The sequence below is a fragment of the Butyrivibrio sp. MC2013 genome (assembly GCF_000424585.1).
Classification (GTDB): domain Bacteria; phylum Bacillota; class Clostridia; order Lachnospirales; family Lachnospiraceae; genus Butyrivibrio.
Map to the genome: position 1 here is coordinate 88,918 of NZ_AUKE01000007.1, position 14,309 is coordinate 103,226.

General features: G+C 46.9%; 15 protein-coding genes. 1 reads left to right on the forward strand and 14 read right to left on the reverse strand.

What is annotated here, in order from left to right:
- Positions 1-11: 11 nt before the first annotated feature.
- The 13 genes from fabZ to fumC all read right to left on the reverse strand — a co-directional run bounded on the left by fabZ (position 12) and on the right by fumC (position 10,838).
- The gene (gene fabZ / locus G636_RS0104985) at positions 12-473 is read right to left on the reverse strand and encodes a 3-hydroxyacyl-ACP dehydratase FabZ (protein ID WP_242826920.1); all 462 of its coding nucleotides are present in this window, start codon (positions 471-473) and stop codon (positions 12-14) included.
- A 100-nt stretch (positions 474-573) separates the two neighbouring features.
- The gene (gene fabF, locus G636_RS0104990; protein ID WP_035778868.1) at positions 574-1,842 is read right to left on the reverse strand and encodes a beta-ketoacyl-ACP synthase II; all 1,269 of its coding nucleotides are present in this window, start codon (positions 1,840-1,842) and stop codon (positions 574-576) included.
- A 23-nt stretch (positions 1,843-1,865) separates the two neighbouring features.
- Positions 1,866-2,609, reverse strand: coding sequence for a 3-oxoacyl-[acyl-carrier-protein] reductase (gene fabG / locus G636_RS0104995; RefSeq protein WP_026507143.1), 744 nt, complete (start codon positions 2,607-2,609; stop codon positions 1,866-1,868).
- Positions 2,602-3,555, reverse strand: coding sequence for an ACP S-malonyltransferase (gene fabD, locus G636_RS0105000; protein ID WP_026507144.1), 954 nt, complete (start codon positions 3,553-3,555; stop codon positions 2,602-2,604). Before fabD ends, fabG begins: the two co-directional genes overlap by 8 nt.
- 1 nt (position 3,556) lies before the next feature.
- Positions 3,557-4,462, reverse strand: a complete 906-nt coding sequence (locus G636_RS0105005) for a nitronate monooxygenase (protein ID WP_026507145.1) — start codon at positions 4,460-4,462, stop codon at positions 3,557-3,559.
- Positions 4,459-5,439 carry a beta-ketoacyl-ACP synthase III gene (locus G636_RS17365; RefSeq protein ID WP_051226538.1) on the reverse strand — a complete coding sequence of 327 codons (981 nt, stop codon included), beginning with the start codon at positions 5,437-5,439 and terminating at the stop codon, positions 4,459-4,461. The genes G636_RS0105005 and G636_RS17365 overlap by 4 nt, the downstream gene beginning before the upstream one ends.
- Before the next feature lie 2 nt (positions 5,440-5,441).
- On the reverse strand, positions 5,442-6,446 hold the full coding sequence (locus G636_RS0105015) for an acetyl-CoA carboxylase carboxyltransferase subunit alpha (protein WP_026507146.1): 1,005 nt from the start codon (positions 6,444-6,446) through the stop codon (positions 5,442-5,444).
- A gap of 42 nt (positions 6,447-6,488) precedes the next feature.
- Positions 6,489-7,340, reverse strand: a complete 852-nt coding sequence (gene accD / locus G636_RS0105020) for an acetyl-CoA carboxylase, carboxyltransferase subunit beta (protein WP_026507147.1) — start codon at positions 7,338-7,340, stop codon at positions 6,489-6,491.
- 59 nt (positions 7,341-7,399) lie between these two features.
- Positions 7,400-7,630 (reverse strand): acyl carrier protein, encoded by a 231-nt coding sequence (locus G636_RS0105025; RefSeq protein ID WP_026507148.1) that lies wholly within the window; start codon positions 7,628-7,630, stop codon positions 7,400-7,402.
- A 187-nt stretch (positions 7,631-7,817) separates the two neighbouring features.
- On the reverse strand, positions 7,818-8,195 hold the full coding sequence (locus G636_RS0105030) for a hypothetical protein (protein WP_026507149.1): 378 nt from the start codon (positions 8,193-8,195) through the stop codon (positions 7,818-7,820).
- A gap of 68 nt (positions 8,196-8,263) precedes the next feature.
- On the reverse strand, positions 8,264-8,752 hold the full coding sequence (locus tag G636_RS0105035; RefSeq protein ID WP_026507150.1) for a hypothetical protein: 489 nt from the start codon (positions 8,750-8,752) through the stop codon (positions 8,264-8,266).
- 188 nt (positions 8,753-8,940) lie between these two features.
- On the reverse strand, positions 8,941-9,306 hold the full coding sequence (locus tag G636_RS0105040) for a hypothetical protein (protein WP_026507151.1): 366 nt from the start codon (positions 9,304-9,306) through the stop codon (positions 8,941-8,943).
- A 143-nt stretch (positions 9,307-9,449) separates the two neighbouring features.
- Complete coding sequence (fumC, locus tag G636_RS0105045; protein ID WP_026507152.1) at positions 9,450-10,838, reverse strand: class II fumarate hydratase; 1,389 nt, start codon at positions 10,836-10,838, stop codon at positions 9,450-9,452.
- 147 nt (positions 10,839-10,985) lie between these two features.
- Between fumC and feoB the strand changes: the two genes are divergently transcribed.
- A complete protein-coding gene (gene feoB / locus G636_RS0105050; protein ID WP_026507153.1) occupies positions 10,986-13,367 on the forward strand; it encodes a ferrous iron transport protein B in 2,382 nt (793 codons plus the stop codon).
- Between the two features lie 2 nt (positions 13,368-13,369).
- Here the strand turns inward: feoB and G636_RS0105055 are convergent, their stop codons facing one another.
- Positions 13,370-14,296, reverse strand: coding sequence for an aldo/keto reductase (locus G636_RS0105055; RefSeq protein ID WP_026507154.1), 927 nt, complete (start codon positions 14,294-14,296; stop codon positions 13,370-13,372).
- Positions 14,297-14,309 lie beyond the last annotated feature (13 nt).

Genomic DNA, 14,309 nt, shown 5'->3' on the forward strand with positions numbered 1-14,309 from the left:
ATATCATAACACTAAATCAGAGAAAAAGTAATCTCCGCTTTTACTGCGCACTTGCCATCAAGCAGTGCTTCAGCCTCTGCAACGCCTACAGGGCCTTTACTGCGCAGCATCCTGCACCTGAGTTCCAGCACGTCTCCGGGTACTACCATGCGCTTAAATCTTGCATTCTTTATGCCGCCAAAGACTGCGATCCTGCCCTTATTTTCAGGCAGGCTAAGGGCAGCTACCGCCCCTGTCTGAGCCAGAGCCTCTATGATGAGGACCCCGGGCATAATGGGGCGCCCCGGGAAATGTCCCTGGAAAAAGGGCTCATCCATAGATACGCACTTTCTGCCCACGGCCCACTGGCCGGGCTCATGGTCTAATATCCTGTCCACAAGGGCAAAAGGATATCTGTGCGGCAATATAGCAGCTATCTCTTCTGCGCTTAGCTCTTTTTTATCGGTTCTGCTTATCAGCTCTTCTTCTAGCAACCCTCTTTACTCCTTATCTTTTTATAGCTAATCCTTTGACCCATTCGCATTCTTTGGAAGGTTAAACTCGCAAACGCTTCGCTTTTTGCTCGTTATAAATTTACTCATCAGCCTTTTTGAAAATCAGGCATGCATTATGTCCGCCAAAGCCCAGGGAATTGCTTAGCGCATATTTCACATCAGCTTCAATGCCCGATCCCGGCAGGTAGTTCAGATCCATACCCTCCTCAGTCTCTTTAAGTCCTGCTGTGGGAGGAAGGAAACCTTCCTCCAGCGCCTTAACGGCAAATACCGCTTCCACGCCGCCTGCGCCTCCAAGGAGGTGTCCTGTCACAGACTTGGTACTTGATACATAGAGGTTATCTCTTGCATCTCCAAATACCGCTTTGATAGCAGCAGTCTCATATCTGTCATTGAGACTGGTGGATGTTCCGTGAGCGTTGATATATCCTATATCATCAGGGCTGATACCTGCATCCTTTATAGCAAGCTCCATGCATGCAGCTCCGCCCTCGCCGCCGGGAGCAGGGGAAGTGATATGATATGCATCACAGTTACTGCCATAGCCTACGATCTCTCCGTAGATATGGGCACCGCGCGCCTTGGCATGTTCGTATTCTTCCAGAAGCAGGATGCCGCTTCCCTCACCCATTACAAAGCCGTTTCTGTCCTTGTCAAAAGGAATGGAAGCTCTCTTTGGATCATCAGATTCAGACAGGGCTTTCATATTCTGAAAGCCTGCTATGGCAAGGGGTGTGATGCTGGCTTCAGTACCGCCGCATACAAAGGCATCTTCATAGCCGTCCCTGATCCTGATAAAGGCATCACCTATAGCATTACTGCCGCCTGCGCAGGCTGTAACAGGACAGGAGCACATGCCCTTCAGGCCATGAGATATAGCGATCCTGGCTGCAGCCATATTACTAATGGACATAGGTACAAAGAAGGGACTGATCTTGCTGTTACCCATGCTCTCCAGTCTGCCATGCTGCTCTTCAATATGATCTATTCCGCCTATTCCGCAGGATACGATCACACCTATCCTTGAAGGATCAATGGCTGTCACCTTTGACTTGTAGTCATAATCTCCGTCTCCGCACAGCCCGGAGTCTTTAATAGCTTCCTCGGCTGCATACAGCGCCATCTGTGTAAAGCGGGCCATATGCCTGAGTTCCTTTTTCTCAAGTCTTGATGCGGGATCAAAATCCTTGACCTCTCCTGCCACCTTAACCTTAAAATCCGTAGTATCAAAGCGGCTGATATAATCAATGGCGCATCTGCCGTTTTTTACATTATCCCAGCTTTCATTTACATCCTTACCTGTGGGATTGATAGTCCCAAGACCTGTTACTACTACTCTTCTCTTCATTGTCATAATCTCTTTATCCTCTATCAGAACTGCATTCCTCCGTCTATGCCTATCACTTGTCCTGTTATGTACGAGCTGTCAGGTCCTGCAAGGAAAGTTACCAGACCTGCCACATCCTCGGGAGTACCCATTCTCTTCATAGGTATAGAAGAGAGGATCCTGTTTCTGGCCTCCTCAGGCAGCACAGCTGTCATATCTGTTTCTATCATTCCTGGAGCTACTGCATTGACTGTGATATTCCTGGATGCCAGCTCCTTGGCAGCGCTCTTTGTCAATCCTATGATACCGGCCTTGGATGCAGCATAATTGGCCTGCCCGGCATTACCACATATGCCCACTATGGAGGACATATTGATGATCCTTCCCGATTTTTGTTTCATCATGGGCCTGGTCACCTTCTGCATCATCATAAATGCGCCTTTTAGATTGGTATTATATACAGCATCAAAGTCATCAGCGCTCATAGCAGCCAGGAGCTTGTCTCTGGTGATCCCTGCATTATTTACAAGGACGTCCACTCTCCCGTTAATGGATAGAGCCGCATTTAGAAGATCATCTGCAGTTTTTTCAAGGCCTATGTCACCCTTTACCAGCATGACTTCTATATCGCCGCCTGCTTTCTGGCATTCTTCCATAGTCTCTTTTGCTGCAGCATCATTGCCTGCATAGCCCAGGACCAGGTTGTATCCTTTCTTTGCAAGGGCTACTGCTATAGCTCTTCCTATTCCTCTACCTGCACCTGTTACAATAGCGCTAGCTTTATCCATCTAGTTCCTCCTCGCTTACCATGATAAAGGCCTTCAGATCATCTGAGCTCTCAAGCGTGATGCACTCTATATCATCAATGCCCTTTTCCTTGGCACAGCGCTTTACAAATCCTGTCAGAGCCTTACCCGGACCTATTTCTACAAAGCGCCTCACACCATTGTCCAGCATGTAATTCAGAGTCTGGGTCATCTTTACTCCGTTTTGTACCTGAGCTGTCAGGAGATCTTCTACCAAGTCAGACTCATTTCTCTCACATCCTGTGAGATTAAATACAACAGGGATCTGTTCATTAGAAAATTCTATTTTAGAAAAATAGTCCTTTAATTCTTCTCCCGCTTTTTGCATAAAGCTTGTATGAAAAGGGCCGCTTACCTTAAGGGGCACGCACCTTTTAGCACCATTTTCCTTTGCAAGCTGCGCAGCTTTTTCTACTGCAGCCTTTTCGCCGCCTATTACTATCTGTCCGGGGCAGTTATCGTTGCATATGCTGGCTACGCCCTGATCCAAAGCCTGGTCCACGCAGGCCTGAAGCTCGTCTCTTGTAAGCCCCATGACAGCAGTCATTGCAGCTTCTACCCCCTGGGCAGACCTTGTCATGGCCTTACCTCTAAAGGCTGCAAGCTTTATAGCTTCCTCGTAAGACCACACACCTGCTGCCTCCAGAGCAGAATACTCTCCAAGAGACAGGCCTGCCAGGATATCAGCCTTTATACCTCTTGCCTTTAATATCTCATTGATACCGCAGGCAAAAGCCAGCATACAGGGCTGGGTATATTCTGTAAGATTCAGCTGCTCATCCGGGTCTTCAAAGCAGATCTTCTTCAGGTCAAAATCCACTTCCGCGCTGTCAAATACTTTTCTAAATTCCGGGTAATCTCTGTACAGGTCTTCACCCATACCCTTGTGCTGGCTACCCTGGCCGGCATATAGAAATGCTGTTTTCATATCAGGCAATTCCTTCCATCAATTCTTCAAATATTGCTTTTACAGGCCTGATCTCCTTGATCTGGCCGCATGTCTGACCTGCCATGAGACTTCCTGTATCCACATCCCCGTCAAAGACTGCGCGCCTCAGGCTTCCAAGCGTATACTTCTCAAGTTCCATCATATCCGCCCCTTCCTTTTCCCTTCTGAGGTACTCACGGGACATCTTGTTCTTAAGTATACGTACAGGAGCACCGCCTATCCTGCCTGTTACTATAGAGTCACTTCCTTTGGCCTTTATCACTGCCTTCTTGTAATTCTCATGTATAGGACATTCTTCAGATGCCAGTAGGCAGGTTCCCACCTGTATGCCGCAGGCTCCAAGTGCTATCGCAGCCTTTACCTGCCTTCTGTCTGCAATACCTCCTGCAGCAACTACCGGTATGGATACTTCGTCCACGGACTGGGGCAGAAGGGTCATAGTAGTCATTTCTCCTATATGGCCTCCACTCTCACAGCCTTCAGCTATCACTGCATCTGCGCCGTTTCTCTCCATATATCTGGCCATGGACGGCGCTGCCACAACAGGTATCACCTTGATCCCTGCGCTTTTCCATTTGTCCATGTATTTGGCAGGATTGCCTGCTCCCGTTGTGACCACCTTTACTCCCTCTCTGATCACGATATCTGCAAAATCATCTGCAGCCGGATTCATGAGCATGATATTTACACCAAAGGGCTTGTCAGTCAGACTCCTGCACTTTGCTATCTCTTCTTCCAGCATAGCCGGAGTCATACCGCCTACGCCTATGAGTCCCAGCGCTCCAGCCTCTGAGCATGCTGCCGCAAAAGGACCTGTTGCTATATTTGCCATGCCTCCCTGTATAATGGGATATCTAGTCCCCAGGAGCTCATTTAACATTTTCATACGCTTCCTCCACGCTGATCTGCGCATTTATATCTGTCTGATATTTTTATCAGCACTCCTGCCCAGGTCAGACCTCCTCCAAAGCCCACCAGCATAAGCGTGCTGCCTGCTCCGGCGCCTCTTGTCTCAAGGAGTTCATCCAGAGCCATGGGCACTGATGCAGCGCTGGTATTACCGTACCTGTCCATATTTTTATAGAAAAGAGACGGGTCAAGCTTCATTTTTCTAATGCAATGATCCAGTATCCTGGCATTGGCCTGATGGCATACAAAAGCATCAACATCAGCAAGTTCTATCCCCGACTTTACCTTTAAAGCATCAATACATTTGGGTATTGCATCTACGGCAAATTTGAATACCTCCTTGCCGTCCATGCCGATCCTGCTCACTTCAGGGCCCGGGCCTGTGACTGTGATCTCATATCCTCCCCTGGCCCCAAGTACGCTTTCATACAGTCCTTCATCTGCAGCCTCTGCCACAACAGCTCCTGCGCCGTCCCCAAAGAGGACGCAGGTATTCCTGTCTGTCATGTCAATGAGCCTGGACAGCTCTTCGCAGCCTATGACCAGAGCATAGCGCCCCCCTGTAGATGATAGGAGTCCTCTGGCTACTTCAAGGCCATATATAAATCCGCTGCAGGCCGCATTCACATCCAGTACAGGTATATCCTCCCTAAGGCCCAGCCTCTTTTGGATCACACAGGCCATGCTGGGAGTGACATAATAACCGGATATGGTACCGCATACCACGCAGTCTATCTCAGAGCTGTCTATCGCAGCAGATGTTATAGCCTTTCTGGATGCCTCTTCTGCCAGACTGTAGGCGTCTTCGCCCTCATCGCAAAAGCGCCTCTCTTTGATGCCCGTCCTGGTGCTTATCCATTCATCACTGGTATCTACCAGGCGGGCCAGATCATCATTGGTCACTCTCTTACCTGCCAGAGCCCTGCCTGTTCCCAGTATTTCTAGTTTCTTCATATTTACCCGATCTTTCTGTATTTCATCTGTCTGTCAGCCTTGACCTGATTAGGAGTCATAGCCATCAGTTCCTTAAGATGGCGCTCAAGGGCGCTGTCCAGCTTCTTCATCACATATTTATAATCCCTCTGGGCTCCTCCCAGGGGCTCTTTTATCACTTCATCAGCCACGCCGCATTCCTCAAGATCTGCAGCTGTGAGCTTCATCAGCCTGCATGCCTCCTTGCTCCTTGATGAGTCCTTCCAGAGTATGCTAGCAAAGCCTTCGGGGCTAAGTATGGAATATACTGCATTTTCCAGCATCAGCACCCTGTTGGCCACACCTATAGCCAGAGCTCCGCCGGAATTGCCCTCACCTGTGACCACAGAGATCACAGGCACATGGAACTGGCTCATCTTGGCCAGGTTTACAGCTATAGCTTCACCCTGTCCATGCTCCTCTGCTTCTATCCCGGGATAAGCTCCCGGAGTATCTATAAATGTGATGATGGGCCTGTGAAACTTCTCTGCCTGGTTCATCAGTCTCAGAGCCTTACGATATCCTTCCGGGCAGGGCATGCCAAAATTATATTCCATATTTTCTTCTATACTGCGTCCCTTACGGTGGCCCAGCACAGTAACAGGTATCCCGTGAAATCTGGCTATCCCGCCAAAGATACTCTTATCTTCATCAAAGAGATGATCGCCCTTTTGCTCAAAGAAATCCGTAAAGAGTCCGTCTATAAAGTCCTCCACATGAGGCCTGGTATTTAATCTGGCCAGATATACCCTCTCATCGGGAGTGAGATTCCTACTACCTCCAAGAAGGTCCTTTCTCAACTCTTTAAGCCTTTTAAGCTCTCTATTGTGAGCATCCAGTATGGAATATCCGTCCATGCTCTCTTCCATGACACAATCCGAGCTGCATACAGCATCCACCAGTTCGCCCGTCTCCAGAGTCATTTCCTCTTCCAGATCCGATATCTCTTTATCAAGCTTACTAACCTTGTCTAATATGATCTTGATCATTTATGGCCTCCCGGATGATGATCGATCAATAGAGATCATCAATCATTTCTTATGAAGTTCAATGAGCCTTAGCAGCGTATCCCTCATCTCGCTCCTTGCCACTATCTTGTCTACAAAGCCATGGGATTCCAGATATTCACTTCTCTGAAAGCCCTTGGGGAGCTTCTTGTGTATGGTCTGCTCTATGACCCTGGGCCCTGCAAAACCTATGAGAGCCCCCGGCTCGGCAAGGGTAATATCTCCCAGCGACGCAAAGGATGCTGTCACACCGCCCGTAGTGGGATGTGTCAGATAGCTGATATAGAGCCCGCCTGAAGCATTAAATTCTTCTATGGCAGCTGCAGTCTTAGCCATCTGCATCAGAGAATATATGCCCTCCTGCATCCTGGCTCCTCCACTGGCCGAGAAGATAATAAGGGGCGTATGCTTCTTCGTAGCATACTCCACAGCTCTGGTCACCTTCTCGCCCACAGTACTGCTCATGCTGCCCATAAAGAAACGGCTGTCCAGCACTATCACCGTTACCTTATGACCACCTATCCTGCCCCTTGCTGTGACCACGGCCTCTTCAAGGCCCGTCTCCTTCCTCTGGGCGCTGATCTTTTCCCTGTACTCAGGAAAATCCATGGGATCGGTAGCCTTCATATCTGCATTTAACTCCCTAAAGCTCCCCGGATCCAGTATGAGAGAGAGCCTGTAGTGAGCACCTATACTCCTGTATTTACCGCAAACAGGACATACATAATAGTTTTTCTTCCAGTCCTTCTTAAGAGAGCGTCTGCTGCAGGCTTTGCACTGAATAAAATCGGGATAGGCCTCCCTTTTGAAGATATGTTCACCCAGTTCCTCCCTGGCTTTGCCAGGTAAAGACTTGCTAGTTAGAAATGAAACCATTGTAATCTCCGTTATCCCAGTCGCAACTACCGGCGTCTGTTATCAACAATACCCGGTCATTACTGCTTAACTGTAGCTATAGCGTCCAGAATGTCCTGAACAGTATGAAGCTTTGCTACTTCTTCATCAGGGATCTTCACTCCCAGCTTCTCCTCAATCTCCATGTGAAGCTCTACGATAGAGAGGGAATCTGCCTCCAGATCCTCAACAAGATTAGCCTCGGCTGTGATCTTATCCTCATCTGCTCCAAGAATGTCTGCTATGATTGGTCTGAGTTCATCTAAATTCATTTTAGTTGTCTCCTTTTTATTTAAATATTGTTTAGGTAAATCTGTTTGAAATAGTATAACAGCTTTTTCATATTGTCAAGAGGTGACTCACGGGGACGTTTCATTTTGACTCACCAGCAAACAAAAAAGAGCCGCGTAGCGGTCATTACCGCTTCGCAGCTCCTTGACAGGAATTATATGCTTTATCTTACGCAGTCTTCGCAGCTTTAGCTACAGCACTTCTCTCTTTGATTGTCTTCACAAAATACCTGTTATACGCAAAGGCCTTAAAATGAAAGGATCCTCCCTGCCATTTGAATCTGAGATTAGCCAGGACAGGTATATCATTACCCTTAATCTCTTCCATCTCAGACATAGGAATATCATACAGCAACTCTTTGATCTTGCCACTTATGCCTGCATAATCAGCATTCCATATAAGAAATCTATCCTTATTGATTCCAAAACATACAAGGCCATATGACCCATCCGGCAGTCTCACAGCATTTGCATAACTGAACTTCCTGTCATCGTCCAGCATCCCCTTACTATAAAGCTCTTCTACCTGTTCCTTAACACTACTCATTGTTTTCCTCCAGTTTCCATAAATAATATATATCCTCATGATAAAAAGAAACTTTTATCATAAAAGAATCACTCTGTAACTCCCTCACAGTAAGTAAACGACTCCACAACTTTCCCAATTTCATAGACTTTGATATCAACAGTTTTCTCGCCGTTACTACTGTATCTTTTTTGGATATCATCCAAATATTTCGATAGTGTAAAGAAGAATACAGACTCTGCACCAGTCGCAGTTTTTGCTGCTTCTTTTTCATGAACAACAAGCTCATAAACAAGGTTACCTTCCCTGCCTCCATATGTCGAAATCGGAATCATATCTATTCCCAATGACAAAGAAGGTAGTGCAGATAAAAGCTCAGCTTTCTTGTCTTCAGCAGCCTGTTTTGATGCAAACAATCCTATTGTTTCCGTATGATCCCCAAGGTTGTTATACAGCCTCGAAAGCTTGAATTCATTTCCTTTAGAAAAATGTTTATTAACCATTCTGAACACGACAATTACCACAAGTGCACTTATAAGCCATGTATTATTGGTGATTAACTCTGCAACAGTATTCATTTGATTCCTCTCTATTCTATGCTTTTATTTTGTTATTATTTACAAGTATCCATCTAATCCGATTTGATCTCTCTTTCGATAATTGTCTCAGTCACTTATAGTTATGGACTGAGACAATTATCATTCATTTTTATAAAGAAAGCCTCTTATTTTGCCTCTCATATTATTGTCAAATCATCACAACAATGTTATCTCATATACAATATTTCAATATTACCATCTACAAAGCCTGTTCCAACGGCCGTTAATCCCTTTAAAGAACTGGCATATTTTCCTTTCTCGAGATATTCCTTAATGATTTCTATCACGTTTTCAAGAACAACTTCCCATTCTTCATCTGACTCCATTGTAAACAGGTTCTCTCGAGAGCCAAAGTTGGTAATTTCATCACATGCCCAATCCTCATCTTCTTCGTCAAAAGATCCTGTGCCCACTATTTCGATCGACCAGTTATTTCCAGTTTCTTCGTAGATATTAAAGTTAACAGCAACAACCTCTTGCGGAATCCCTTTCTTTAAATAGCCATTTAGCCACTCTTCAAATAGCAAATACATTCAGAAAACCTCCTTTTGTTTCTTTGTGTTTTCAACCAATTACATCGATTTTTGCAAACGAAAAGCCTGTCAATTTTTCTTAACTCAGACACAGGATGTGTCTCTTTCATGTTCAGAAGTGCATGGATGCACTTCTATGAAATTCATTCTCCGGCCATTTCTTCAGGGTGGAATACTTCGTCAAAGGCTTCGGGCGTCATATAGCCCAGCTCCACGCAGGCTTCCTTCAGGGAGATGTTCTCTTCCAGGGCCTTATGGGCGCATCTTGCTACGTTTTCATATCCGATATAGGGATTCAGCGCAGTTCCCAGCATCAGGGATCTGTGCAGGTTCTCGTGCATCTTTTCCTTATTTGGTGTGATGCCTACTACGCAGTTATTGGTAAAGGACAGGATAGAATCTGCCATCAGTCTTGCTGACTGGATGAAGTTATATGCGATCACAGGCAGGAATACATTGAGTTCAAAGTTGCCCTGGGATGCAGCAAAGCCTATAGCAGCATCATTGCCCATGACCTGCACTGCCACCATGGTCACCTGCTCGCACTGGGTAGGGTTGACCTTGCCGGGCATGATGGAGCTGCCGGGCTCGTTTTCAGGGATGTGGATCTCGCCCAGTCCGCAGCGGGGGCCGGATGAGAGCCAGCGCACGTCATTGGCGATCTTCATCATATCTGCAGCCAGAGCCTTGACAGCGCCGTGAGCAAATACGATCTCATCCCTGGAAGTCAGTGCATGGAATTTGTTTTCAGCACTGGTAAAATCAGTTCCCGCAAGAAGCGCAGCCTTAGCTGCTACCAGCTTATCAAAGCCCTTTGGTGCATTAAGTCCTGTACCCACTGCTGTACCACCAAGAGCCAGCTCTTTTAAGGGCGCAAGGGAGAGCTTTATCATCTGTATATCTCTCTCAAGAGAACTCCTCCAGCCGCTTATCTCCTGGGCAAAAGAGATCGGCACTGCATCCTGCAGATGTGTACGACCGCTCTTTACTATGCCTTTGTTTTCTTCTTCCAGCTTCTTAAAAGCTGTTACCAGGGTCTCCACTGCAGGTATCAGCCTGTTTTCCAAAAGCAGTACTGCCGATATATGAAGAGCAGTAGGATATGTATCATTGGAAGACTGGCTCATATTCACATCGTCATTGGGATGAAGGAGCTTCTCGCCTGCTATCTCATTGCCGCGTCCTGCTATGACCTCGTTTACATTCATATTGGACTGAGTGCCTGAGCCTGTCTGCCATACAACCAGAGGGAAATTATCGGAGAGCCCGCCTTCTCTTATCTCGTCGCAGACCTTTGATATCACATCCAGCTTGGCCTCTGTCATTTTCTCAGGCTTAAGCTCATGATTTGCCATGGCCGCAGCCTTTTTTAATATGGCAAAAGCCTCTATGATCTCACAGGGCATCTGCTCCAGGCCCACACCAATAGGGAAATTCTCATGACTTCTCTGGGTCTGAGCTCCCCAGTATTTGTCTGCGGGCACCTTCATTTCGCCCATAGAATCGTGCTCGATACGATAATTACTGTTCATTTGATGATCTACCCTCTTTTCTATTTATTCATGCTATCTATAGTAATAACAGAAAATAGTATAGCACACTTGAAAAAATTTATTATTTCTTTATAATTTGATATGCCTAACACTTGTTCGGATAAGAATATTTTACGGAGGATCACCATGACGTTAAGAGATCTAAAGATAGGTGAATACGGAGAAGTAACCACAGTAGGAGGCACAGGCGCTCTCAGGCAGCATTTCCTTGACATGGGAGTCATCCCCGGTGCAGAGCTCAAAGTAGTCAAATACGCTCCTATGGGTGATCCTATAGAAATATTGATACATGGATATAAGCTTACACTCAGGCTGACAGAGTGCGAAAAAATAGATATTAAACCCATCAAATCTTTTTCCAACATAGAGGAAGAGGACGATCCTGTCAAAAAGACATCTGAATCTCTTACAGATGCAGGTCAGAAAGCCTCTCCCCATCCGGGCCTTGGAGAAGGCGGCAAATACCATCCCAAGGGAAGCGGCAGCCCTCTTCCCGAGGGCGAGATCATCACCTTTGCCCTGGTAGGCAATCAGAACTCCGGCAAGACCACACTCTTTAACCAGCTCACCGGCTCCAATCAGCATGTGGGCAACTTCCCCGGAGTCACAGTAGACCGTAAGGACGGTCCCATCAAGGGTCATCCCGGCACCATGGTCACTGACCTGCCCGGCATATATTCCATGTCTCCCTATACCAATGAAGAGATAGTATCCAGAAACTTTGTGATAAAGGAGAGGCCAAGGGGCATCATCAACATCGTAGATGCCACCAATATTGAGCGTAATCTCTACCTGACCATGCAGCTCCTTGAAATGGATATCCCCATGGTAGTAGCGCTGAACATGATGGACGAAGTTACTGCCAATAGCGGCAGCATAGATATCAATGCAATGGAGGAGATGCTGGGAGTACCTGTGGTACCCATCTCCGCTGCCAAAAATGAAGGCGTGGACGAGCTCATAGATCACGCCATACACGTAGCTTACTATCAGGAAAAGCCACTTAAACAGGATTTCTGCGATGAAAACGATCACGGCGGACAGGTACACAGATGCATCCACGGCATCAGCCACCTCATCGAGGATCACGCTGCCCACGCCGGGCTTCCTCTTCGTTTTGCCACCAGCAAGGTGATCGAGGATGACAATCTGATCATCGACCAGCTGGCCCTGGACAGCAATGAAAAGGAGACCATAAGGCATATCATCATCCAGATGGAAAAGGAGCGAGGCCTGGACAGAAGTGCATCCATAGCAGATATGCGCTTTGCCTACATCAGCAAGGTCTGCAAAAAGACTGTGAGAAAGCCCCATGAGAGCAAAGAGAGCCTACGCAGCGAAAGGATAGACAGGATACTCACAGGCAAATATACGGCAATCCCGGTTTTCTTTATCATCATGGCGCTTATATTCTATCTCACATTTAATGTGATAGGAGGCGGGCTCCAGGGACTATTAGAAACCGCCATTGACAGCCTTAGCGGCATTGTAGACGCGCTCCTTACAAGAGCAGGAGTAAATGAAGCCATACATGGCCTTATCATAGATGGTATATTTGCAGGCGTGGGCGGAGTACTGAGCTTCCTACCCATCATCGTGACCCTTTTCTTCTTCCTCAGCATGCTGGAAGACAGCGGTTATATAGCAAGAGTAGCCTTTGTCATGGACAAGCTCCTGAGGAAAATAGGACTGTCAGGAAGGAGCATAGTCCCCCTTCTTATTGGCTTTGGCTGTACTGTTCCCGCAGTCATGTCCAGCCGTACCCTGCCCAGCGAGAGAGACAGGAAGATGACCATCATCCTTACTCCCTTTATGAGCTGCACTGCCAAGCTGCCAATATACGCATTTTTTGTAGATGCCTTTTTCCCCAGATACAAAGCACTGATCATGGTAGGACTCTACATGCTGGGCATCGTGCTTGGTATAGCCGCAGCCCTTTTTGCCAAGATATTCACCTTTAAGGGCGAAGCTTCTCCCTTTGTAATGGAGCTGCCCAATTATCGTATACCCGGACTGCAAAATGTGATCAGACTCCTTTGGGACAAGGCCAAAGACTTTATCACCAGGGCCTTCACCATAATCTTTATGGCTACCATCATCATCTGGGTATTGCAGACATTTGACATAGGACTGAATATAGTAACAGATTCCAGAAACAGTATATTGGCAATGATATCAGGTTTTCTGGTACCCATTCTTCGTCCCGTAGGGCTTGGGGACTGGAAGATCGCAACCTCACTTATCAGCGGATTTATAGCCAAGGAAAGCGTAGTATCCACCATGGAGGTCCTCTTTGAGGGCAATGTGACTGCAGCACTCTCACCTGTGAGCGCAGTATGCCTTTTGGTATTCTCGCTCCTCTATACCCCCTGCGTTGCCGCCATCGCTTCTATCAAAAGGGAGCTTGGCAGCAAATGGGCACTGGCTGTTATACTGGCACAGTGCTCCATTGCATGGCTGGCATCTCTTGTGATATATGTGACAGCGATCATTATCGGTATCGCATGACATCAGGGCAGGAACTTGCCTGAAGCCAGGTATAGCTCATACCATTCGTTGTGAGTCAGGTCTACCTTAGATGCATCGCAGAACTCTCTAAGGTGATCCGGATTCATAGTGCCTGCTATTGCCTGCATCCTGGCAGGGTGTTTGAGAATCCAGGCAATAGCTATGGCTGTCTTTGACACGCCGTATTTATCAGCAAGCTTTTGCAGAGCTGCATTAAGCTCAGGGAAATCCGGATGATCTATGAAGCATCCACCGAACATGCCAAACTGAAGGGGTGACCACGCCTGGATAGTGATATCATGTAATCTGCAATAATCCAGCACACCATAATCCCTGTTGATAGACATGTCTGTAGTCATATTATTGAGATAGAGCCCGCCGTCTATGAGCTGGCTCTGCTCAATGGACAACTGCAGCTGATTGAAGAGTATTGGCTGCTTTACATATTTTCTAAGAAGCTCAAGCTGTCCGGGAGTAGTATTGCTGACTCCAAAATATCTAACCTTGCCGGATGTATGGAGCTTATCAAAAGCCTCTGCCACTTCCTCAGGATCAAAGAGGAGATCCGGACGGTGCAAAAGCAGTGCATCCAGATAGTCCATCTGAAGTCTCTCAAGTATCTCATCCACGCACATTAATATGTCATCCCTGCTCCAGTCAAATTCCTGACGGTCAAAGTGAAGACCGCACTTACTCTGGATGAAGATATCCTCTCTCCTGATACCGGTAAGAGGAAGAGCATCTCCAAATCTCTTCTCAGCTTCACCATCGCCATAGCAGGTAGCATGGTCAAAGAAATTGATACCAAGCTCATGAGCAGTCTTAATCATGCCTGCTGCCTCATCTACTGACAGAGCAGGCATACGCATACATCCCATAATGATCCTGGATACATTATCAGGACCGTTTACAATATTCGTCATTTTCATAGCTTTCCCCCTT